Here is a 23,162-nt window from a genome sequence, read left to right as displayed (position 1 = left end):
AATTAATTGATTACCATAATCCTCACATATCGCAATAGAGACTTAAACATTGTAAAAAAATGTTTAGCATCTTTAGGGATGCAGGATAATACAGATTTTCAAGTGATTTTAATAGACTATGGTAGTGTCTCAGAATACAAAGAAGAACTCTGTGTATTAGTTGAAAATTATAGTTTTGTTACATTATTGCGTTGCGAAACTGAGCAGCAATTATGGTGTAAATCTAGAGCTATAAATATAGCATTAAAGACAGTTAAAACGCCGTATTGCTTTATCGGCGATATAGATATGATCTACCATCCTAGATTTATTAACGTAGTAGAAAAAGAGGCTAATAAATCTATTACAACTTATTTTCAAGTCGGCTTTTTAAGTAAAACAGAATCTAAAAAAGAAACAGTATTTAACGATTATGAGATTGCTTTTAAATCCCAAAAAAAAGCTACTGGTATGACTTTGTACAATACAGAGCTTTTAAAATCTATTAATGGTTACGATGAGTTTTATAATGGTTGGGGAAGCGAAGATACAGATGTGCACATGCGATTACAAAACGTTGGACACCAAGTTAATTTTTATACAAAACAACTATTAATGTTGCATCAATGGCATCCTAAAAATTATAGAACAAAAAATGATGTTACTCCATTTCATAGTACCTTAGAACAAATAAATACATCGTATTTAAATATTACGGAATTAACAAAAAAGGTAGAGGCAAATACAATGTCTAATTGGGGGTGTTATAATAAAGAGGACTATGATAAACTAAAAAGTGTCGATGAAAGCTATTCTATATCAAATAAAACTGGAGAATTAATCGCGTTTATTAATGGCATTCTTTTATTAAAAAAAGATATAGTATTAAGGCTTGAAATAACTACTCACAAGGATTATAATACCGCTAAACAAAAGACAAAAGCACTATTAGGTAAAAAAACAATGGCTTTTGATGATATGCAAATGATAAATGATAACTTGTTAGAATGTATTATTAGAAATTTAAGAAATCAAGCGTATCAATATCAGTTTAATACAGTCACAAGCAAAATATCTTTAATCATTAAATTATAAGCTATGCGTATTTTAATGGTATCTATGAATTCTATACATTTTCAACGATGGACCAACCAGCTTAAAGACTCTGGACACGACGTTTTTTGGTTTGACATTGCAGACGGTGCAAAAGTACCAAGTTTGTCTTGGGTAAAAACGTATCGGGGTTGGAAACATAAATTACCTAATATAAAAGGTAGGTATTTCATTAAAAATAAGCTACCAAAACTTTACAGAACACTAGAAAATGACACAGCTAAAGCGTTCGAGAGAGTACTACTCGAAGTCAAACCCGATGTTGTGCATAGTTTTGTGCTCTATATTTCATGCACACCAATTTTAAGGGTAATGCAAAAGCATAAAAATTTAAAGTGGATTTATTCTTCTTGGGGAAGCGACTTGTATCATTTTAAAAATTCACCAAAGTATAAAAAGGATATATTGAGGATTTTACCGCGCCTTAATTATTTATTTACAGATTGTCAAAGAGATGTAAAATTGGCTAAAGAATTAGGTTTTAAAGGTAAGGTTTTAGGGACTTTTCCAGGAGGAGGAGGTTATGATTTTTCGTTATCAGATAAATTTATAAAAACACCAGTTTTAGAACGTACTGTTATTTTAATAAAAGGCTATCAAGGACGCTCCGGACGAGCAATAGAAGTTTTAAAAGCTTTAGAGTTATTAGTTGCTGAATTATATAAATACAAAATTGTAGTTTTTGGAGCAGATACGGAAGTTGTAACATATTTAGCGACCAATATACATCTTCAAAAATTAGATATAACTGTTCTTGCTAAAACACAATTTCTACCACATGAAGTTGTCTTAGAACTTATGGGAAAAGCGAGAATATACATTGGTAATAGTGATAGCGATGGTATGCCAAATACATTATTGGAAGCAGTGATTCAAGGTGCTTTTCCAATACAGTCTAATCCGGGAGGCGCAACCGAAGACGTTATTACTCAAAACAAAAACGGGTTGCGAATTCAAGATTGTCGAGATATTGAAGATATAAAACAACAAATTAAAACTGCATTAGAAAATGTGAAGTTAATAGAAAACGCATTCAATTACAATCAAAAGGTTATTAAACCAAAATTAGAGATTGATATAATAAGAACATTGGTTTTGAAAGCCTATCAGAGTATTGATAACAGATATTAATTATCTTTAAAAGAATTTAATTGTTCAAAAAAAAGTTGTTCTTTCGTTATCGAGGTGTAATATATTTAACTTAAAATACGTATTAAGCAATAAAAGAAGAGTTCTAATTTAAATGAAACACGTAAGTCAGCAAGAAGAGATTAAAATTTCCATTTTGTCTTTAGAAGAAAAATTTCCAGTAAATGAATGGCTTGTTCAAGGTATTCATATCTGGCCTTATGTTAGGATAATTATTTACATTCATTTGTTAACACTAGAAAAACAAAACGAAAAAGCTGCCAGCTTATCTAAAGCAATATGCAGAGGTTCAGGATTGCTTAGGAAAATTAAATTGCCTTTTCTACTTTTAAAAGCGTTAGTAAATCAAAGCATTTTCTTTTCTAAAATAAAAAATAAGAAGATTTTATTCTTTGGTTCTCATATTCATCGCGTGCAACAAGATGGACTTTATTTTAATAGGTTTTATGATGCTGTTGTAGAGGAGCATGGTCTTGAAGATGATGTGTATATGATGGAGTATCAACGTATATACAAAAATACGTATAACCCGAAAGCAGTTATTAAACTTACGGAAAATTTAAGTGATTATAAACTTTTATTAAAATTAAAATGGAATTTCAAATTGTATACTGAGAAAATTCAGCTTGAACGGTACGACGCTTTTATTTCAGAATTAAAAAATATAAATATCAATGCAAATGAACTTAGAATAACAAAAGAATATCTTATTAAATGGGTTCATAAAGTAAATTCATTAAAACCATTTTTTAAGTCCTTTTATAAAAAAGCACAACCGCAAAAAGTAGTCTTTTTAGGTTATTATGGTTTGGACGATTTATATGCCGCATTAATTATGGCCAATGAAATGGGGATTTCTACTGTAGATTTCCAACATGGACCACAAACTAATGTTCATATGGCCTATACTCATTGGCTAAAAGTGCCAGCAAACGGTTTTAATACGATGCCAAAAGTGTTTTGGAATTGGGATAAACCATCTAAGATTAATATAGAGAGTTGGTCAATAAATACGCGAACAGTTAAGAGTGTACTTTTTGGGCAGCCATATATTAATTATTGGTTAAAAAAGTCTAGATATATAAGAACAGATGAAAGATTGGTTTTTTACAGTATGCAAACGTCTCCATTAGATTTGTTTACAATGGCTTTAGTTGACGTAATTAGGGATTCCAATTATAAATGGGTGTTGCGTATGCATCCAAGAAACAAAACGACTTTAGTAGAGTTTGAGACCTTTTTAAAAAAAAATAATATTTGGGATAAAACTGAAATACAAGATGCTTTTTTAACACCATTACCAGAAACGTTAAGTCGCTGTTCTTTGCATGTTACTAATTATTCAGGTTGCGTTATCGAGGCAAGAATGATGGGAATACCAACTATTTTGATACATCAAATTGGATTAGAAATGTTTCGAGATTATTTGGATAATGAAACAGTTGCTTATCTGGATCAAAGTGAATTGAATTTTTTAATAAAATTTCAAATGTTGGCAGATGAGCTTATTGTTAGTAGAAAGCCAACTCAAACTATAGAAATAGCTAATCCGTTAGATAAATATTCTAACGTTTAATTATCGACCTTTAATCTGTTTTTTGCTATTTCATTCATAAAAATATGTATTTTAGCTATTGTTTTTTATAATAATTAATGAATCATATGACAAAAAAAATAGGCTTTATCCCACTGCGTAAAGGTTCCAAAGGCATCCCAAATAAAAACAAACGTAAAATGGTTGGTAGGCCTTTATTTACTTGGGTTTTAGGGGAAGCTATTTTTTCGGACTTAGAGGAAATTATTGTGTATACAGACGATGAGGATATTATAGATTTTATTGCTAGAGAATACCATTGGACAAATAAAGTTAAAGCACTTTTAAGAAGTGACGAGAGTGCCAGCGATACCGCTTCTACAGAAATGGCTATGCTAGAGTACTGCGAGTCTATAGATTATAATTTTGATGTTTTTTGCCTGCTGCAAGCCACATCGCCTTTTACAAAAAGAGAACATATCAATGCGTGTTTAAAGGCGGTTGAAAATGAAAATGATTCGGCTTTAACGGTCGTAAATACTCATCGTTTTTTATGGAATGATAAAGGAGAGGCTCTCAATTATAATCCGCACAGTCGTCCAAGACGTCAGGATTTTGAAGGCTTATTAGTTGAAAATGGTGCGGTGTATACCATAACAAAAGCCGCTCTGCATCAATACAAAAACAGAATAGGCGTAAACACGGCCACTGTAAAAATGCCAGAAGACTCCTTATTGGAAATAGATACCGAATCTGATTGGATTGCAATTGAACAATTATTAATCGAGCGCCAAAAAAGAGAAAAACAAGCCGCAAAAATTACACATATGGTTTTAGATGTCGATGGTGTTTTTACAGATGGCACAATAACTTATACTAAAGATGGGGAGCATACCAAAAACTTCGATATGCGAGATGGCATGGGATTAGAAATGTTGAGACAGTTTAATGTTAAAGTGTTGGTTATGACTTCCGAGAACTCAGAATTGGTAGCCAAACGTATGGCAAAACTTAAAATAGAAAATGTCTATTTAGGTGTAAAAGATAAATACAGTTTGCTTCAAAATATTTTAAAAGAAGAGCAATTATCAATTCACAACTTTGCTTATATTGGCGACGATGTAAACGACTTGTCAAATATGTGTAGTGTGGGTTGGTCTATGGCTCCAAACAATGCAACAGATAGTGTAAAACAACACGCAGATATTGTGCTGTCTAAACCGTCAGGAGCTGGAGCGATACGAGAGGCGTGCCAATTTATAATGAAATACAATAAAAGATTTTAAGACTATGAATACCTTTAAAAAACCATACGTGATTGCCGAAATTGGCTGTAATCATAAAGGGGAGATGGAACTGGCAAAAGAGTTAATAAAAGTAGCCAAGATTTTTTGTAATGTAGATGCTGTAAAGTTTCAAAAAAGAAATAATAAAGAATTATTAACCGCAGAACAATATAACACGCCACACCCAAATCCTGTAAATTCTTATGGAGATACTTATGGTGCACACAGAGACTATTTAGAATTCGATGTCTCGCAACATCAGGAATTAAAAGACTATTGTGAGGAGATCGGCATTACTTATTCTACCTCGGTTTGGGATGTCACTTCAGCAAAAGAAATAGCGTCTTTAAAACCGGAATTCATAAAAATACCATCTGCTTGTAATAATAATATGGCCATGTTAGAATGGTTGTGTGAAAACTATAAAGGAGAACTTCATATTTCTACAGGAATGACGACTAAAGAAGAGATTGACGCTTTGGTTAAATTGTTTAAAAAACACAATAGAAACAAAGATTTAGTGCTGTATAATTGTACCTCTGGCTACCCTGTACCCTTTAACGATGTGTGTTTGTTAGACATTAATTTACTAATCGATAAGTATAAAGATGAGGTGAAACACATTGGTTTTTCTGGCCATCATTTAGGTATCGCTGTAGATATTGCTGCTTATACTTTAGGCGCGAATATTATAGAAAGACATTATACAATAGATAGAACATGGAAAGGCACAGACCACGCCGCTTCTCTAGAGCCTATGGGTCTACGAAAACTTTCTAGAGATTTACGTGCTGTACACGATGCTTTAACATTTAAAAGTCAGGATATTTTACCAATAGAACAGGTGCAGCGCGATAAATTAAAAAACCAAAAAGGATAGTATGTTGTCTAACCAAACCTTAAGACTATTTTGGTGGAATGAAAAAAAACTGCAAGGCAAAATCAAAGAAAATTATGGTGACCTTTTAGGCCTGTATTTAGCAGAGAAAATATCGGGTAAACGAGTGGTTTGGGTTAATCCGTCTAAATTCTCTATCGCTAATTTTTTTAAATCTATATATGTCACCATCGGTAGCATATTAACACATGCAACGCCCAATTGTATCGTTTGGGGATCAGGTATTATTTCTAAAGACTATAAAATTAAAAATGCTGAGTTTCTAGCGGTTCGCGGTCCACAAACCAGAAAGCATTTACTGGAACACGGTTATAATGTGCCAGAGGTTTATGGCGATCCAGCCTTATTATTGCCAAAATATTATCATCCTAAAATTAAAAAAGAGTTTACCCTAGGAATTGTCCCACATTACAATGATTTTAAGCTAGTCAATGAAAGATTTCAGAGTGACAAAAGCGTTGTAATTATCGATTTAATGACCAACGATATAGAAGCCACTACCAACCAGTTTTTAAAATGTGAAACGATTGTGTCGTCATCTTTACATGGCGTTATTGTAGCACATGCTTATGGCATTCCTGCAGTGTGGCAGAAGTTTTCTAATGATGTGTTTGGCGATGATATAAAATATCAGGATTATTTTGAATCTGTAGCATTAGAATCTTACAGTTCTTCGGTATTAGGTATGAATAGCACTGTGGAAGAATTAAAAACACTTATAAATGAAAAGCCAAATTTACCAAAACAAGAAATGATAAATGGGTTATGCGATGGTTTAATGCGTGTTTGCCCATTTAAAAAAGAAGTAAAAAATGACTAAAAAAGTATTTGTTTTTTTTCCCGATGGCGTAGGTTTAAGAAATTTCGCTTTTACCGATTTTAAAATAACAGGTGAACAAATGGGTTTCGATATCACGTATTGGAACAATACTATTTTCTCATTAAAAGATAATCTGGGATTTAAAGAAGTTAAGATTGAAGACCATACTGCTCACAAATTACTACCTATATATTCTAGAGCGAGAAAACGTGCAGAGCTAAACATCTCAAGGGATAGGTTTAACGATGCCGTATATTCTACTTACAAATTTCCGTTTCGTTATAATAGCCTAAAAAACACGTTTAAAACACTGTATACAAAGTGTCTTATTGGTTTATATTCTTCAGAAGATGGCATTGTAAAACTCAGAAATAAAATTAATGCGCTTGAGCGGTCAACCTCAAAATATAAATACTGTAAAGCACAATTAGAAAAACATACACCAGATTTAATTTTTTGTACCACACAACGTGCCACACAATCTATTAGTGCGTTGCTTGCTTCTAAAGATTTAGGGATTCCAACCGTAGCATTTGTTTACTCTTGGGATAACGTACCCAAAGCAATGCAAGTGGTAGACACTGATTATTATTTTGTGTGGAGTGATTTGATGAAAGCCGAAATGCTTAAATACTATCCGTTTGTAAAAGAAAACCAGGTTATAGTTACGGGCACACCACAATTTGAGCCCCATTTTAACGATAACTTAAAACAATCTCGTTCCGTTTTTTTTAAGGAGTATAATCTAGATGAAAATAAAACATACATTTGCTACTCTGGTGACGACCAAACAACCTCGCCTCTCGATCAATACTATCTTGCAGACTTGGCGAATGCTGTGCGAAGCTTAAATACAAAAGGTGATAACTTAGGCGTTATTTATCGCAAATGTCCCGTAGACTTTACCAAAAGATACGATGCAGTACTAGAAGCAAACAAAGATATTATTGCCGTTATTGATCCTATCTGGAAACCAGTTGGCGACCAATGGAACCAAGTATTACCGGCAAAAGAAGATTTTAAATTACTCTATAATATTTGTGAGCACAGCGAGTTTGTTACCAATGTATGCTCTTCAACGATTTTCGATTTTGTAGCACATAACAAACCGTGTATTTATTATAATTACGAGCAGCCGCAACTTAAAAAAGGTATTCGTGATATTGGTCAGAATTATAATTATGTGCATTTTAGAAGTATGCCAAGCAAAGAAGCTGCTGTTTTTTGTACAGATAAAAACCAATTAGAAACTATTATAAAAAATATTTTAGATGGAAAAACGTCTAATGTATCAGAAGGTTTAAGGTGGTTTGAAATTGTTGCTGGAAAGGAGCCAATGAAAGCTTCTAAGCGCATTTGGGAAGCGATAGATGATTTGTTAAATAATAAATTTTAAGATTAACCAATGACCAATCCACCAAAAAAAATATCCATTATTATTCCCGCTTATAACGAAGCTAAAACCATTCATTTGATTTTAGACAAGGTTCTTGGGGTGTCGTTACTTAATGATTTAGAGAAAGAAATCGTTATTGTAAATGATTGTAGTAGCGATGATACGGTTACTGTTGTTAAGGCGTATATTGCTGCGCACCCAAACACTACTATTACACTTTGCGAGCAAGATAAAAACTACGGGAAAGGTGCGGCATTACATCGCGGCATTAAAGAATGTTCTGGTGATTTAATAATCATACAAGACGCCGATTTGGAATACGATCCCAGAGAGTATAACATATTATTAGAACCTGTTTTAGAGGGCTTTGCTGACGTGGTGTATGGGAGCCGATTTAAAGGCAGTCGGCCACATCGTATTTTGTTTTTTTGGCACAGTTTAGGGAATCAGTTTCTGACGTTTTTAAGTAATATGATGACAAATATGAACTTTACCGATATGGAAACTTGTTATAAATTGTTTAAGGCTGAGCATTTAAAAAGCCTGAACTTAAAAGAGCAGCGTTTTGGGTTTGAACCGGAAGTAACCGCTAAGATTTCTAGAATTCCTGGTATTCGTGCCTATGAAGTTGGGATTAGTTATTACGGTAGAACGTATGCGGAAGGTAAAAAGATAGGATGGAAAGATGGCATTCGTGCTATTTACTGTATTATAAAATATAAAATATTTAAATAGGACTCCATAATGCACATAGGTTTTATTACATCAGAATACCCTCATCCTCAAGTTAAGCACGCCGCTGGTATTGCTACAAGCATTAAAAACCTCGCTGTCGCTTTAGTTAAAAGGGGTGTGGTAGTTTCTGTTTTTGTATACCATCAAGATGCGGATGCTATTATTGAAGATAATGATGTGCGCATACACCTCATTAAAACCAAACGCTTCGGGTTATTTACGTGGTATTATTACAGGAAACACATTCAATATTACGTTAATACCATTATAAATAAAGAAAAAATTGATCTTATAGAAGCGCCAGATTGGACAGGAATCACTGCTTTTATGCGTTTGCAAGTACCGTTAATAATTCGTTTGCATGGTAGTGATGCTTATTTTTGCAAACTAGATAAACGGAAACAAAAATTTAAGAATTATGTTTTTGAAAAGGCGGCCTTAAAAGGAGCTAAGGGTTATATCGCACCAACAGTTTATGCTGGACAAGAAACGGCAAAGTTATTTGGATTGTCTCGAGATAAAATAAAAACGATTCACTACGGATTACAATTAGACCATTTTCAAAACAATACACCAGAAGTATATCATCGCCATACGCTACTGTATATTGGAACCATAATACGAAAAAAAGGAGTCTTAGAATTAGCTGAAATATTTAATACCGTAGTCGCTTCTAATCCAGATGCGAAATTGATTTTAATTGGGGGTGATGCTCCAGATATTGCAACAGGAGATTCTTCTACGTACGCACTAATGGACAGCTTGTTTACCACTGCAGCACAAAAACGTGTGCACTACTTAGGAAAAATCCCTTATACGGAAGTACAAGAGCATATTAAAAAATCGCATGTTTGTGTGTTTCCTAGTTTTGCTGAAACTTTAGGGATGGTTACGATAGAGAGTATGGCATTACAAAAACCGGTGGTGAATACTAGCATAGGCTGGGCACAAGAACTCATTGACGATGGTGTAAACGGTTATTTGGTACATCCAACCGCTATTATGGATTACAGTTCACGTATTTTAGAGCTTTTTAATGACGAAACTTTGTGTTTGGAAATAGGAAAGGGCGCAAGAGAAAAAGTTAGTACAACTTTTAATATAGACACTTTAGCAGCTACAAATATTAATTATTATCAATCGCAATTATAAATGATAGTTGTACTACATAATAAGGGTTTTATTACGAAGGTTCTAGATAACAATCAGCAATGTATTGCAGATTTTGTTATAGGTAAGCCTGTCGCAGAAGGCTTGCTCGATTTGGCTAATGGTTTTAGTACAGACCTATTAATTTGGTGTTACGAACCAGATTATAAAAATTTAAACAGAGCAGCGCTACCAGATATTTTTCATCACGAAAGAATTTTCGCGTCTTATCAACCTGCTTCTCAAGAGTATTTACCCAACGCCCTAGGATATATTGATAGAAGTTGTTTTGTTTCTGTAAATAAAACGGTGCGTTACCCCACTTGGTTGGCAAGTGCTCAAGTAGGAGGTATACACGCTTCTGTTCTTTTAAAAATGAGTACGCATTTGAAACTGGACGCTGATTTTAATTATTTTCTCAATTCCTTAGCAAAGCAAGCTATGGGGCAAGGCTTATTTTGTTATTCCGAGCCGCAATTATTATTACAGACTAATACTGCTTCTTATACTGTCGAAACGACCTCTAAATACACCCTCTTTAAATTTGTAAAACAACATTACAAATGGGTTTGGGTGTTTTTCTTGGCGATGTCTTATTTTATTTATGAGCGTAAATGGGTTCTTTTACCTCTATTGTATTCTCTGTTTTACAAACAAATTAAAACCAATTACCACTTAGATTCTATTATAGTGCAATCAACAAGACAAGTTGTTACAAATCAGACCATAGATGTTATTATTCCTACTATGGGTAGAAAAAAATATTTGTATAATGTTTTAAAAGATTTAGCGCAGCAAACGGTATTACCTAAAAATGTCATTATTGTAGAACAAAATCCTGATGTAAATTCAATTTCTGAACTAACGTATTTAAAAGATGAATCGTGGCCATTTGAAATTAAGCATAGCTTTATTCATCAAACAGGCGCTTGTAATGCTAGAAACAGTGCTTTATCGCAAGTGAGTAGCGAGTGGACGCTTTTAGGAGATGACGATAATAGTTTTGAACCTGATTTAATAAAAGATTTTTTCGGAAGCATAGAACAGTATGGCGTTAAGGTTGTTACAAGTGTTTATTTACAACCTAATGAAAAACAAATATATTATGTCACTGCTCAAACTGGTATTTTTGGTTCAGGTAATAGTATGATAAAATCTAGTCTAATTGAAAACATTAAATTTGATGCCCGCTATGAATTTAATTACGGAGAGGATAGTGATTTCGGAATGCAATTACGGCATCATGGGGTTGATGTTGTTTTTTGTGCTGACATAAAGATAACTCATTTAAAGGCGCCGATGGGAGGTTTTAGAAGACCAATGAAACAATTATGGGATGATGAGGCTGTAAAACCTAAACCTTCACCGACGATTCAGTTATTACAGCAGTCGTATTTTACAACGCAACAAATATTGGGGTACAAATTATTATTAGGTATTAGGGGTTATAAAAACAATTTACATAAAAATCCTTTTTCTTACTTTAGACTGTTTAATAAACGATGGGAGCAAAGTATATATTGGAGTAGAAAAATAAATAAAGATTAGAATGCTAAAACTCTATACCGATTCTGATTATTTGACTGAAAGATTTCGTCGTCAAGTGTTTCCTTTACTTTTTGATTTGGAATTTGTACCCGATCCAAATTTAAGTGCTATTTATAATATAGTTACAGATATTGAAGATTGTGATGTGGTTGTTATACCAATCGATTATTCGGTATTCGTTTCCCATACAGATGCTTTTAAGAGACTAACCAGTTTGGCAGAACGTTATCAAAAACCACTGTGGGTGTATACGGGCGGCGATTATGGCTTTTCTTTAGATTTGCCCAATGCATACGTATTTCGTTTAGGTGGTTTCGATAGTCAATTAAGTCCTTCCACCTTTATAATGCCCTCATTTATTAATGATCCTTATACTACTTTTTTGGATACAGAGTTCACGCCTTTAGTCAAAACGCAACGCCCGCGTATAGGTTTTGTAGGTCACGCGCAATCTGGTTCAACTAAATTAGTGAAAGAGTTTTTAGTACATCTTAAAAAGATAGTTAAATATTATAGAAAAGATAGTTTTTTTGATAAACAATCTTTTTTTCCGTCTAGCATAAAGCGAGCATTGTACTTAAAAGGGCTACATAATGATCCCTTTCTTGATACTCATTTTATATTAAGAACTAAGTATCGAGCAGGTGCTCAAAATGTTAACGATAAATTGAATACCTCGAAAGCTTTTTATGATAATATGTTCGAAAATGCCTATACCTTTTGTATTCGTGGTTCAGGTAATTTTTCGGTACGTTTTTATGAAACATTAGCAACAGGACGTATTCCCATATTATTAAATACTGATTGCCGCTTGCCTTTAAAGGGGGTCATTGATTGGCAATCTCACTGTTTAATATTAGAGGATTCAACATTGTCTTCGATATCCGAACAGATCGTTGATTTTCACAACTCATTGTCTGAGCAGTCTTTTGAAATGCTGCAGCGTGAGAATAGAATACTTTGGAGCGCACTGTTAACACGACGAGGTTATTTTACGGCGTTTCATTCACACTTTAAAACCTTATTAAAAGAATGATGCTCCCATTTACACTAATTATTTGCACTTATATGCGCCCCGAGGCGTTGCATACGTTGGTCAAGTCAGTAAGTAAGCAGTCATTGTATCCTGATGATATTTTAATTATTGACGGATCTACGAATACTGAGACGGCGGAATTATTACAAACTACAGCTTTTAAGAACTTGCATTATTTTAAGGTATCGGAATCTGATCGTGGATTAACCAAGCAACGGAATTATGGCATAGCGCGTGTTGCGCGTTCTTCGGAGGTCGTTTGCTTTTTAGATGATGATACGGTACTCGAGCCGACCTATTTTGAAGACTTATTAAGTACTTATCGCTTACACCCTGAAGCTTTAGCAGTTGGTGGCTATATCGCAAATGAAATCGCTTGGGAGCGCGAAAAGTATCCCAAAGATCGGAATCATTTTTATTATGATGGTTGGCAACGCAGCGAACCGGCACGTTTTAAAATCCGAAGTCTTTTCGGTTTGTTACCCGATGCTGCGCCAGGATTTATGCCTAGTTTTTCTCACGGGCGATCTATTAGTTTTCTACCACCTTCCGGAAAAATATATCCGGCAGAGCAACTTATGGGAGGCGTTTCTTCTTATAAAAGCGAGGTGTTTAAAAGCCTATCCTTTTCAACCTATTTTGAAGGCTATGGCTTGTATGAAGACGCCGATTTCTCTTTACGTTTAGCAAAATTAGGTGCATTATATATTAATACGGCTGCACAGTTAAGACATTACCACGATGGGTCGGGGCGCCCTAACCAATATAACTACGGTAAAATGGTCGTGCGAAATGGTTGGTACGTATGGCGAATGAAATATGCGAACCCATCAACTCAAGCAACACTAAAATGGCACGCTACGGCACTGCTTTTAACCGGTATTCGTTTTCTAAATGCATTTACGACTCCGTACCGGAAAGAAGCTTTTACAGAAAGTTGCGGACGTGTCTTAGGTTGGTTATCTTTATTTACTAATTCGCCAAAATCTAAATAATGAACTTCTTAATCATCACTCACGCCATGCATAAAGAAAAAGGAGATCGTATTTATTCTTATGCACCTTATATTCGAGAGATGAACCTGTGGTTGAAGTCTGTGGATTCCGTAACTATTATCGCTCCTGTTTTGGGCGATTCTATTTCTAAAATTGATTTACCGTATGAACACCCTAAACTACATTTAAAGACGATACCTAGTATTCAGTTTACCTCTTTAAAAACTATATTTTACGCCCTTTTAAACTTACCACACCTCTTTTTTACCTTGTATAAAGAAATGCGCAAAGCCGATCATATTCATTTGCGATGTCCCGGAAATATAGGATTGTTGGGCTGTTTGGTTCAAGTCTTTTTTCCTAAGACCCCAAAAACAGCAAAATACGCAGGGAACTGGGACCCTGAGAGTGAGCAACCGTTAAGTTATCGAATTCAGAAATGGCTCTTGAGTTCTTCGTTCTTTACTAAAAATATGCAAGTGTTAGTTTACGGTAACTGGTTCTCTACATCACCAAATATTAAACCTTTTTTTACGGCTAGTTTTTTAGAAGCCGATAAGAACATTCCCGCAGTGAGAGATTATAGCAACAGATTACAGTTTCTATTTGTAGGAAGTTTAGTAGAGGGCAAACGTCCGTTTTACACCATTCAACTTGTAGAACGTCTGCACCATTTAGGTTTTAATGTGCAACTGGATCTTTTTGGCGATGGTGTTTTACGGGAGTCTTTACACCACTATATTGTAGAACACGAACTAGAAAATGTGGTACACTTACACGGTAATCAGGGATTCTCTATTATAAAAGCCCGATTAAAATCTGCTCACTTTTTAATTCTACCTTCAAAATCTGAAGGTTGGCCCAAAGCCGTTGCCGAGGCTATGTTTTTTGGAGTGATCCCCATAGCGACACCGGTATCTTGCTTGGTGGATATGTTGGAGTATGGGAGTAGAGGAGTGCTTATTTTTGGAGCGTTAGATGTTGATGTAAAACATATTACTGAAGCGTTGGAAGATCCTGCTGGTTTGGAGTCCATTTCGAAAGCTGCGGCTAAATGGAGTCAGCAGTTTACTTTGGAGCGGTTTGAGAGAGAGATTGAGGCGTTGCTGAAGAATTAGGGGGTATCGCGTAATGATAAAATTAGAAAGAAGGTCGAGAGGGCGTAATCAAATAAGTATGACCTTCTAAATTTGGGCTCGCGTAAAAAAGTGACCTTTCAGTCTTTTAAACAAAATTCACAGTCGTTTTCTATTCGTTTGTTGTTAGTTTTGCTAATAAACGTATATTGAAACGAATTTATATATTTAAGTGAGGGTTTTACAATTAATAGATAGTTTAGAAGCGGGGGGTGCAGAGCGTGTAGCTGTTAATGTAGCGAATGGATTGGCGTCCCGAATAGAGCAGTCTTTTTTATGTGCTACTCGTAAAGAAGGGACTTTAAAAGAGACTATTTCAAAGGAGGTCGAGTACCTGTTTCTAGATAAACAACGCACAGTAGATTTTAAAGCTGTGGTAAGATTATTGCGATATGTACAATCGCAGAATATAGACATTATTCACGCGCATTCGTCGTCTTTTTTTTTAGCGACTATGGTCAAACTACTGCACCGAAAGGTAACCATTGTTTGGCACGACCATTACGGAGAAAGTGAGTTTTTAGACGACAGACCAACGAAAATATTGGCCATCTGTTCTCGTTATTTTACACATAGTATAGCGGTTAATACCTCACTGGAAACTTGGGCAAGTCAGCGATTTAAAGGAGTGCCTACGAGTTATGTGCCTAATTTTGCGGTTCAGAATTACGCGACACCACAAACGGTATTGGAAGGCGTGACAGGCAAACGCGTACTTCACTTGGCTAATCTAAGAGCTCAAAAAGATCATATCACCTTAATAAAAGCGTTTAAACATGTTTTGGAAGCGTGTCCAGATTGGACATTGCATCTGGTAGGGAAGGATTTTAATGATGCCTATTCGGCGTCCATAAAAAGCACTTTAAAGCGATTAGAATTAGAGCAGTCAGTTTTTATTTACGGTAGTCGAAATGATAGCGATGCTATTATTAAACAAAGTAGTTTAGGGGTTTTATCATCGGCATCAGAAGGTTTGCCCATAGCGTTATTAGAGTATGGTTTGCACGGTTTACCCGTAGTTTCCACCCAAGTAGGTGACTGTGAGCGCTTAATAAGGAATGGAGATACAGGATGCTTAGTGCCGTCGCAGAATGAGCAAGCGTTAGCAAAAGCCCTCATTTTATTAATGAAGAATGAGAACTTACGGTTAAGCTATTCGAAAAACTTGAACGCACATATTGCTACTCATTTTTCAGAAGAATTCGTTTTTAAAAAATTATTGTCCATTTATAAACGCTGCTTGTCTTAATTTGAAAACATCCGTATACATATTTTATCTTTTAGTCCACCTCGTTTTGGGGGTGCTAGTCGCACTTATTCCTTTTGTTGCTCAACTATATCTCTTTGGTGTTTTAATCTATTTTGTCTTTAAAATCTTATCGACGATAAGAGATCAAAGACCACTTTATATCTTATTAGGTTGTGGCTATTTAGTAGGTGTTGAGGTTTTTATACGCATGACCGGAGGAGCTTTTTTCTATGAGGTGTCTAAATACGGTGTTATTTTATTTTGTTTAATAGGGGTGTTTACTACGGGAGCCAGTAAGAAGGCATTGCCCTACTATGTCTATCTAATACTCCTTATACCAGGCATACTCGTTGCCGGTTTTACGCAAGACGCGAATACTATTATACGAAAAGCAATTGCCTTTAATTTAAGTGGTCCCGTTTGTTTAGGTATTGTTGCAGTATATTGCTACCAGCGTAAAGTGTCTTACAAACATATGCACGCTATACTTTTAGCTATGGCATTGCCCATTGTAACTATGAGTACTTATTTATTTTGGAAAACACCAGATTTAAGAGATATGATAAGTGGCACGGGATCTAATTTTGCCAGTTCTGGAGGCTTCGGTCCTAATCAGGTATCCACCGTTTTAGGGATAGGGATGTTTGTTTTTACCGTTCGATTTTTTATGCGCTCTCCAAGTATTCTGTTAAAATGTATTAATCTGTTTTTACTTGCTGTCGTTAGTTTTCGAGCTATTGTTACTTTTAGTCGTGGCGGCGTAATTACGGCGGTAGTTATGATATTGTTTTTTGTTGTGGTGTATTTTAGATACTCTAAACCGCAATATCAAAGAAAACTGATTATCTACAGTCTTTTATTTATCGGAATGGGGGGTATCACTTGGGGGGTATCGTCGTATCAAACCAACGGCTTTATCGATAAACGTTATGCTAATGAAGATGCGTTAGGGCGTGAAAAGGAAGATCTCTCCACAGGCCGAACGGAGTTGATAGCATTTGAATTGAATGCTTTTTACTCTAATCCTGTTTTAGGCGTTGGCGTAGGTAAGGTAAAGGAGCTGCGTTATGAAAAAGAAAATATAAGGGCGGCGTCGCATAATGAATTGAGTCGTATTTTGTCAGAACATGGATTGTTTGGCCTTATTGCCTTTTTAATACTGTTTATTACGCCATTAGTAATGCGTATGGAAAACAAGTATAATATATTTTTTTACTCGTGTTTTCTGTTTTGGTTTTTAACGATCAATCACAGTTCAATGCGTATTGCTGCGCCCGCTTTTATTTATGGTTTATGTTTATTAAATATACAGTATGAAACACCTCGTCTATCTAGGAAATAAACTCAGTAGTGCTGGGCGTACTCAAAGTACAATCGATACCTTAAGCACTTTGTTAAGAGCGGAAGGCTTTACCGTGACCACCGCTTCAAAACAGACGAACAAAGTGTTGCGCCTTTGCGATATGTTATGGACGATTCTACGACACGCTAAACAAGCCGATTATGTGTTAATTGATACGTATAGTACTCAGAATTTTTACTATGCTTATCTCTGTGCTCTATTATGTCGGTTTTTGAGATTGCCGTATATTCCAATATTGCACGGGGGTAATCTACCGCAACGTTTAGAGAGTCATCCGCAATTAAGTGCATCGTTGTTTAAAAAGGCTTTTATTAATAGTGCGCCATCAAATTATATCAAAGCAGCTTTCGAACGATTGGGGTATACTAATGTAAAATGTATTCCTAATAGCATTATACTTAAAGCTTACCCGTTTAAAGAGCGAAATATACAGACAATTAATCTACTTTGGGTGCGTTCTTTTTCTGAGATTTATAACCCTAAATTAGCTATTCGCGTGTTGCACGGGTTGCTTGAGCGAGGTATTACGGCGACATTGTGTATGGTAGGGCCAGAAGTGGACGGCACTCTAGCAGCAACAAAAAGCTATGCCAAAGCGTTGAAGGTTACTGTGACGTTTACAGGGCAGTTAAGCAAAGCGGAATGGATTGCTTTATCGCAAGACTATAACGTGTTTATAAATACCACTGATTTCGATAATATGCCGGTGAGTGTTATCGAAGCTATGGCTTTAGGCTTAACTTTAGTGTCTACCAATGTTGGTGGATTGCCTTATTTAATAGATAACAATATTACAGGCGTTTTAGTACCGCCTAATAATGCAGATGCTTTTATAGAAGCCCTTCTGGTGTTAAGGCAGGATCGTAAAAATACGGCAGCTATGGTCTCTAGGGCTAGGGCACAAGCCGCAGTTTATGATTGGAACAGTGTTAAAAAGTTATGGTTAGCTCATTTAAAATAAAAAAGACTTGCAGGACTCTTTTAACTTGTTATATTTACATCAAGTTTCCTTATTAAATGACAAAAAATAGTATTCATTTTGAAATCTCTGAACGCAAAGTGCTTTTGCGTTTATTCGATATTCTTTTTATTGGTGCTGCTTTGTATGGTGTTGAAACACTATTTGCTTTTGATTATTTCACTATTGTCGGACACTGGGAATCTACCGTTGTATTGTCCGTTTATATTTGGGGATTTGGTACGGTATTCGAATTGTATGATTTGAAGAAGTCTAGTCGGATAGAAACGGTATTCCCTAGTATTATATTAACGGCATCGGTTTCTGTTTTGGTGTTTTTATTAACGCCCTATTTTACGCCAGTTTTACCTAGTAACAGGTTACAAATTCTATATTTTTATTTAGCTATTTTAGGTGCGTTGGTAGTTTGGCGAATTGTATACATTACATTTATATCCTCTCCACGATTTTATAAACGCGTGCTATTAATAGGTGAAACGTCTACCATAGAAAACATTGTGGAAGCCTTTAAAGCGGCCGATCCTAATTATAGTATTATAGGGTTTGTAAACTGTAAAGGCGGCTCTAAAGACTCTGTTTCATATAAGGGGTTACCTGAATTTGCACCCGAAAAAATAGAAACTATTGTGGCAACGGAAGGCATTTCAGAAATTGTGATAGCAACGTATAATTCTGAAGTTATTACTCCTGATATTTACGCGCATTTATTGAGGCTCTTAGAACAAGGGTTTCCCATTCGCGAGTATACTCAAGTTTACGAAGACATGACCTATCGTGTTCCTGTGCAGTATGTGGGGAAAGATTTTTATAAATATTTTCCGTTTAGTCGTAGTAATACGAATACGTTTTATTTAAGCTATAAACGTTTAATGGATGTGGTTTTATCGTGTTTAGGATTGCTTTCCAGTCTGTTTTTCTTACCTATAATCTTCCTTGGTAATATTTTAGGTAATCGAGGGACTTTATTTTATAAGCAAGAACGCGTGGGGCAGCACGGGAAAGTGTTTACCATTTTTAAGTTTAGAACTATGGTTAAGAATGCCGAAGAAAACGGTGCGGCATGGGCTCAAAAAAATGATGCTAGAGTGACGCGCTTTGGTGCTTTTTTAAGAGCGACTCGAATTGATGAAATCCCTCAGTTTATTAATATTCTAAAAGGCGAGATGAGTTTTATTGGACCACGCCCAGAGCGACCGGTTTTTGTTAAAGAACTATCAAAAGTGATTCCTTTTTATCAAACACGCCATGTTATCAAACCAGGTTTAACAGGATGGTCTCAGGTGAATGCACGGTATGGTAGTAGTATAGATGATAGCTTGGTTAAATTGCAATACGACTTGTATTACATTAAGCATCGTAGTTTTCTCTTAGATATTAACATATCATTAAAAACCTTTAGTACCGTTATCTTTTTTAGAGGTCAGTAGTTGGTGGGAATTGAACACTAAAATTGGTTACAAGCTCACCAATTAAAAGGTATAAGTATATTATTAGAACTAAACATTATTACTACACGATAGTTCTTAGCGGCGTTTAAACCAACACTACGAGATAAAATAATTGCTATTGACGCTTTACTAACATCCAAGTCAGCTATAATTTAAAGGAGTATTAAACATACTTTAAACGAACGTTTTTAAGCTTACTCTTTTACAGCCGCGTAAAACCAGATGAGGTAGATGTATCTTATGGCTAAGGCGACTAACAAGGGTATTAAAACAGGTGCAAAACGTTGCACACCAATGCTCCAATGTAAAGTTAATAAGCACAGCATTACCACTAATAATTTTAGGTACCCAATAAACCACTTTTTAGGTGTTTTTTTTAATAGCTGAAGCGTGCAAAATAAACTTAAAGGGAATGCCCATAACACGTTGTAATTTGCAGCGGTTGCGCTATGGTCTGTTGCAAACCATAAAAAACACAGTAATACACCAATAAGTCCCGTAATAGTAAACAGGATAAGGTCTAAAACTGTAGAGCGTGTTTTCTTTTTATAATCCGTGTAAGTTATAAATAGTATGATTAGACTCAGTATAGAAAACACGAGTAACGGACTTGTAAAAAAGGAAGAACGACTCTCTTGGTCTCTTTTTTTATAAATAGTATGCGATTCTTTTACCAAAGGTTCTCCGGTGGATTTAAAGGTCGTTTCTTCAAAAAACTGATATACGTATTCCGGTAAAAACATATACTCTCTAGGCGTCGCCTTGGTGTCTATAACCGAGCCTAAAGCTACATCAATTCCAAAGCTACCCCAAGAATTCCATTTTAAGTTATTCTGAATTAAGGTTCTAAAGGTTTCTGCTTTATACGTTTGCGGTGTGGTATATTGTAAATCACTATGCCAGGCTTTTTCTGAAACATCGCGAATACGGGTCGCACAATTATCGAAAAAGAAATCGTAAGCATAGTATTTGTTTTCAGGTTTTAAATTATGAATAAGAAACGTGTATAGTTCGTTTTTCTGAGCGGGAGTAAGGTTTAGTACTTGCTCTTTTATCGTTCTGTTTTGCCAAACATAAACCTCTTTAAAGTTTTTAAAGGTGTTGGCTCCCATATAATAATCGAGTTGGCCTTTCGCAAAATTAAGATAGAAATTGGGGGCATTAAAATTGAACATTCCATAATTATAGACGTCATCAGAAAACGACGTTTTTACACGAAAACCACTGTGCCCAAAAGCATCGTTTAAAGAGGTTCCGGGGCCGATGGTTAGTACACTAAATTGTGCACTCTCTATTAACGGATTATTTTGTGCGGTACTGAAAACGCTAATTATAAGCGCAGAAATAAGGATTAGTTTTTTCATAGGGCGTAGAAGGACATCTATCTAAAAATACTGAAGTCTAATTTAAGAGAAAAAACATTAGAGTATAAGGCAGCACTTTGGTCGCCAATATCTGTAAATGCATAATCAACGTGAATGCCATTATATTTAAAACCTATACCAAAGCTAGGTTGAAAGCTTAAACTCTCACTATTATCTATTTGTAATTCATTTTGAAAGTTACCAACACCACCGCGAAGATAAACCATATCGATATATCCAAATTCGAAACCTAAAGCGGGATTTATACTGGCAAAAGAGGTGGAGACAATATCGTTGTTTTGAGCGAATCGCACATTTAAATCTATTTCTGCACGTAGCGCGTAATCGTAATGAAAGGTATAACTTTTTGCAATCCCAATTTGTAGTTTAGGAATGGTAATTTCTGTCGTTTCAGGGAGTTCTTGGTTCTGACCTTCAACAGCGTTTTTAATACGTTCGAAAGCGTCTTCATCGTAACTCCAAGAGTTAAAGGTGGTGGTAATATCTCTCGCCATTATCCCAAACTCCCAATTATTACCTGTTTTAAACTGAATAGCCGCATCAAACCCAAACCCCCAAGAGTTAGCAAAATCCCCAATTATTCTTCGGATTACTTTGGCGTTAACCCCATATTTTAAACCTTGAACAGGTAATTTTCTAGCATAAGAAAAGGTTAAACCATAATCGGCTGTCGAAAATAAACTGATACGATCGTAATTCACATTTCCTTGATCGTCTATAAGTTGTGTGGTATCTAAAATATCATCTACTGCAAAACGAATTAACGAAATCCCGAAAGCGCTTCTATCGTCTAAAGGCATCGCAAAAGCAACATAATCGTAATTTGCAATATTAGCAAAGTAGCTAGAGTGCATTAAAGCCAGTTGTTTCTCTTCTAAATTAACGAGTCCGGCAGGATTCCAATAGCCAGCATTGACATCTTTAGTATTTGCGGTTACAGCATTACTCATTCCTAACGCAGCTGCATCGACACCAATATTCATAAATTCGTTAGAATATTTGGTTTGTGCAGATGTCGCCAGTGTCACTGTTATTAAAACAAGTGTAAAAATTGATTTCAATTGCTATTTTTTTACAAAGATGCTATAATTTTTCTATATATTAAACTTGAAATCACTTAGTATATTGTATAAACCCTTTTTTTAAGGAATTACTTTGCTATTTTTACAAAAAAACAACTGTATGACTTTAAAGTCTTTTATCCCAAATTTTGTTACGCTTCTTAATTTATTATGCGGAAGTATCGCCGTCTTATTCGCTGTTAATAATTTACTTGTGGCTGCTGCGGTATTTGTGTTTTTAGGTATTTTCTTCGATTTCTTCGATGGTTTATTGGCTAGGAAACTGAATGCACAAAGCGAAATTGGGCTTCAATTAGATTCTTTAGCAGATATGGTGACTAGCGGTTTGGTACCTGGTATTGTACTCTTTAAACTGATTAGTATGAGTGTTGATTCTTCTGCTTTTATTACGAGTTCGACAGAGTGGAACTCGCTGTTGCATTTAGGGGATTTTAAATTAGCTCCTATTGCTTTAATAGGGTTATTGGTGACTTTAGGTTCTGGATATCGCTTAGCAAAATTTAATGTAGATGAAGAGCAACAAAGCTATTTTAAAGGCTTACCGACACCGGCAAATGCGTTGTTAATTCTGTCGCTGCCTTTAATTATGGAGTTTCAAAATAACGATGTAATTAATAGCATTATATTAAACGTCTGGTTTTTAATTCCATTAGCCATTATTAGCTGCTATATTTTAAATGCACCAGTAAAATTATTTGCGTTAAAATTTAAAGACTGGAGTTTTAAAAATAATGCCATTCGTTATATTTTTATTCTGTTGTGCATTGTGCTTTTGGTTGTACTTCAATTTGCGGCGATTCCGTTGGTTATTTTGCTTTATATTTTAATGTCCTTATTCTCTCAATAATAGCTTTAGCATTTTATAATCAACAATCAAAACAC

At 35.1% G+C, this 23,162-nt stretch carries 20 protein-coding genes; 18 read left to right on the top strand and 2 right to left on the bottom strand.

Annotated elements, in window-relative coordinates:
- Positions 1-6 precede the first annotated feature (6 nt).
- The 17 genes from ES676_RS00410 (at position 7) to ES676_RS00330 (ending at position 19,792) form a co-directional block, all read left to right on the top strand.
- Positions 7-1,074 (top strand): glycosyltransferase family 2 protein, encoded by a 1,068-nt coding sequence (locus tag ES676_RS00410; protein WP_148368057.1) that lies wholly within the window; start codon positions 7-9, stop codon positions 1,072-1,074.
- A gap of 3 nt (positions 1,075-1,077) precedes the next feature.
- Positions 1,078-2,223, top strand: a complete 1,146-nt coding sequence (locus tag ES676_RS00405) for a glycosyltransferase (RefSeq protein WP_148368056.1) — start codon at positions 1,078-1,080, stop codon at positions 2,221-2,223.
- Between the two features lie 112 nt (positions 2,224-2,335).
- Positions 2,336-3,817 (top strand): hypothetical protein, encoded by a 1,482-nt coding sequence (locus ES676_RS00400; protein WP_148368055.1) that lies wholly within the window; start codon positions 2,336-2,338, stop codon positions 3,815-3,817.
- Positions 3,818-3,903: 86 nt separating this feature from the next.
- Entirely contained in the window at positions 3,904-5,061 is a 1,158-nt protein-coding gene (locus ES676_RS00395) for an acylneuraminate cytidylyltransferase (RefSeq protein WP_148368054.1), read from the top strand.
- Positions 5,062-5,065: 4 nt separating this feature from the next.
- Positions 5,066-5,941, top strand: a complete 876-nt coding sequence (locus tag ES676_RS00390) for an N-acetylneuraminate synthase family protein (RefSeq protein WP_148368053.1) — start codon at positions 5,066-5,068, stop codon at positions 5,939-5,941.
- Position 5,942: 1 nt separating this feature from the next.
- Positions 5,943-6,779 carry a polysaccharide pyruvyl transferase family protein gene (locus ES676_RS00385; RefSeq protein ID WP_148368052.1) on the top strand — a complete coding sequence of 279 codons (837 nt, stop codon included), beginning with the start codon at positions 5,943-5,945 and terminating at the stop codon, positions 6,777-6,779.
- A complete protein-coding gene (locus tag ES676_RS00380; protein ID WP_148368051.1) occupies positions 6,772-8,175 on the top strand; it encodes a CDP-glycerol glycerophosphotransferase family protein in 1,404 nt (467 codons plus the stop codon). Before ES676_RS00385 ends, ES676_RS00380 begins: the two co-directional genes overlap by 8 nt.
- Before the next feature lie 9 nt (positions 8,176-8,184).
- On the top strand, positions 8,185-8,910 hold the full coding sequence (locus tag ES676_RS00375) for a glycosyltransferase family 2 protein (protein WP_148368050.1): 726 nt from the start codon (positions 8,185-8,187) through the stop codon (positions 8,908-8,910).
- 9 nt (positions 8,911-8,919) lie between these two features.
- Entirely contained in the window at positions 8,920-10,062 is a 1,143-nt protein-coding gene (locus tag ES676_RS00370) for a glycosyltransferase family 4 protein (protein WP_148368049.1), read from the top strand.
- Positions 10,063-11,607, top strand: a complete 1,545-nt coding sequence (locus tag ES676_RS00365) for a glycosyltransferase family 2 protein (RefSeq protein WP_148368048.1) — start codon at positions 10,063-10,065, stop codon at positions 11,605-11,607. It begins immediately after the preceding gene.
- A gap of 1 nt (position 11,608) precedes the next feature.
- Positions 11,609-12,643: a hypothetical protein gene (locus ES676_RS00360; RefSeq protein WP_148368047.1), complete on the top strand. Its 1,035-nt coding sequence runs from the start codon at positions 11,609-11,611 to the stop codon at positions 12,641-12,643.
- Positions 12,640-13,638: a glycosyltransferase family 2 protein gene (locus tag ES676_RS00355; RefSeq protein WP_394348784.1), complete on the top strand. Its 999-nt coding sequence runs from the start codon at positions 12,640-12,642 to the stop codon at positions 13,636-13,638. The genes ES676_RS00360 and ES676_RS00355 overlap by 4 nt, the downstream gene beginning before the upstream one ends.
- Complete coding sequence (locus tag ES676_RS00350; protein WP_148368046.1) at positions 13,638-14,756, top strand: glycosyltransferase family 4 protein; 1,119 nt, start codon at positions 13,638-13,640, stop codon at positions 14,754-14,756. The genes ES676_RS00355 and ES676_RS00350 overlap by 1 nt, the downstream gene beginning before the upstream one ends.
- Positions 14,757-14,946: 190 nt before the next feature.
- On the top strand, positions 14,947-16,023 hold the full coding sequence (locus ES676_RS00345) for a glycosyltransferase (RefSeq protein WP_148368045.1): 1,077 nt from the start codon (positions 14,947-14,949) through the stop codon (positions 16,021-16,023).
- A gap of 1 nt (position 16,024) precedes the next feature.
- A complete protein-coding gene (locus ES676_RS00340) occupies positions 16,025-17,365 on the top strand; it encodes an O-antigen ligase family protein (protein ID WP_246130263.1) in 1,341 nt (446 codons plus the stop codon).
- Positions 17,337-18,347 (top strand): glycosyltransferase family 4 protein, encoded by a 1,011-nt coding sequence (locus tag ES676_RS00335; protein ID WP_148368044.1) that lies wholly within the window; start codon positions 17,337-17,339, stop codon positions 18,345-18,347. The genes ES676_RS00340 and ES676_RS00335 overlap by 29 nt, the downstream gene beginning before the upstream one ends.
- Positions 18,348-18,403: 56 nt before the next feature.
- A complete protein-coding gene (locus ES676_RS00330) occupies positions 18,404-19,792 on the top strand; it encodes a sugar transferase (RefSeq protein ID WP_148368043.1) in 1,389 nt (462 codons plus the stop codon).
- Between the two features lie 215 nt (positions 19,793-20,007).
- Here the strand turns inward: ES676_RS00330 and ES676_RS00325 are convergent, their stop codons facing one another.
- Both ES676_RS00325 and ES676_RS00320 read right to left on the bottom strand, forming a co-directional pair.
- Entirely contained in the window at positions 20,008-21,177 is a 1,170-nt protein-coding gene (locus ES676_RS00325) for a lipoprotein N-acyltransferase Lnb domain-containing protein (protein WP_148368042.1), read from the bottom strand.
- 17 nt (positions 21,178-21,194) lie between these two features.
- The gene (locus ES676_RS00320; protein WP_246124326.1) at positions 21,195-22,259 is read right to left on the bottom strand and encodes a putative type IX sorting system protein PorV2; all 1,065 of its coding nucleotides are present in this window, start codon (positions 22,257-22,259) and stop codon (positions 21,195-21,197) included.
- Between the two features lie 121 nt (positions 22,260-22,380).
- On the opposite strand from ES676_RS00320, the gene ES676_RS00315 reads away from it, so the two are divergent.
- Positions 22,381-23,127: a CDP-alcohol phosphatidyltransferase family protein gene (locus ES676_RS00315; RefSeq protein ID WP_148368041.1), complete on the top strand. Its 747-nt coding sequence runs from the start codon at positions 22,381-22,383 to the stop codon at positions 23,125-23,127.
- Positions 23,128-23,162: the final 35 nt, after the last annotated feature.

Source organism: Bizionia saleffrena (genome assembly GCF_008086175.1).
GTDB classification, from domain to species: Bacteria; Bacteroidota; Bacteroidia; order Flavobacteriales; family Flavobacteriaceae; genus Bizionia; species Bizionia saleffrena.
The sequence above is the reverse complement of the archived record's forward strand: the minus strand, read 5'-3'. Positions and strand labels throughout refer to the sequence as shown.

Excerpts from the sequence above, each read along its gene's own strand:
- ES676_RS00405 (WP_148368056.1), top strand. The coding sequence starts at position 1,078 with ATGCGTATTTTAATGGTATCTATGAATTCTATACATTTTCAACGATGG.
- ES676_RS00400 (WP_148368055.1), top strand. The coding sequence starts at position 2,336 with ATGAAACACGTAAGTCAGCAAGAAGAGATTAAAATTTCCATTTTGTCT.
- ES676_RS00395 (WP_148368054.1), top strand. The coding sequence starts at position 3,904 with ATGACAAAAAAAATAGGCTTTATCCCACTGCGTAAAGGTTCCAAAGGC.
- ES676_RS00390 (WP_148368053.1), top strand. The coding sequence starts at position 5,066 with ATGAATACCTTTAAAAAACCATACGTGATTGCCGAAATTGGCTGTAAT.
- ES676_RS00385 (WP_148368052.1), top strand. The coding sequence starts at position 5,943 with ATGTTGTCTAACCAAACCTTAAGACTATTTTGGTGGAATGAAAAAAAA.
- ES676_RS00380 (WP_148368051.1), top strand. The coding sequence starts at position 6,772 with ATGACTAAAAAAGTATTTGTTTTTTTTCCCGATGGCGTAGGTTTAAGA.
- ES676_RS00375 (WP_148368050.1), top strand. The coding sequence starts at position 8,185 with ATGACCAATCCACCAAAAAAAATATCCATTATTATTCCCGCTTATAAC.
- ES676_RS00370 (WP_148368049.1), top strand. The coding sequence starts at position 8,920 with ATGCACATAGGTTTTATTACATCAGAATACCCTCATCCTCAAGTTAAG.
- ES676_RS00365 (WP_148368048.1), top strand. The coding sequence starts at position 10,063 with ATGATAGTTGTACTACATAATAAGGGTTTTATTACGAAGGTTCTAGAT.
- ES676_RS00360 (WP_148368047.1), top strand. The coding sequence starts at position 11,609 with ATGCTAAAACTCTATACCGATTCTGATTATTTGACTGAAAGATTTCGT.
- ES676_RS00355 (WP_394348784.1), top strand. The coding sequence starts at position 12,640 with ATGATGCTCCCATTTACACTAATTATTTGCACTTATATGCGCCCCGAG.
- ES676_RS00350 (WP_148368046.1), top strand. The coding sequence starts at position 13,638 with ATGAACTTCTTAATCATCACTCACGCCATGCATAAAGAAAAAGGAGAT.
- ES676_RS00335 (WP_148368044.1), top strand. The coding sequence starts at position 17,337 with ATGAAACACCTCGTCTATCTAGGAAATAAACTCAGTAGTGCTGGGCGT.
- ES676_RS00330 (WP_148368043.1), top strand. The coding sequence starts at position 18,404 with ATGACAAAAAATAGTATTCATTTTGAAATCTCTGAACGCAAAGTGCTT.
- ES676_RS00325 (WP_148368042.1), bottom strand. The coding sequence starts at position 21,177 with ATGAAAAAACTAATCCTTATTTCTGCGCTTATAATTAGCGTTTTCAGT.
- ES676_RS00315 (WP_148368041.1), top strand. The coding sequence starts at position 22,381 with ATGACTTTAAAGTCTTTTATCCCAAATTTTGTTACGCTTCTTAATTTA.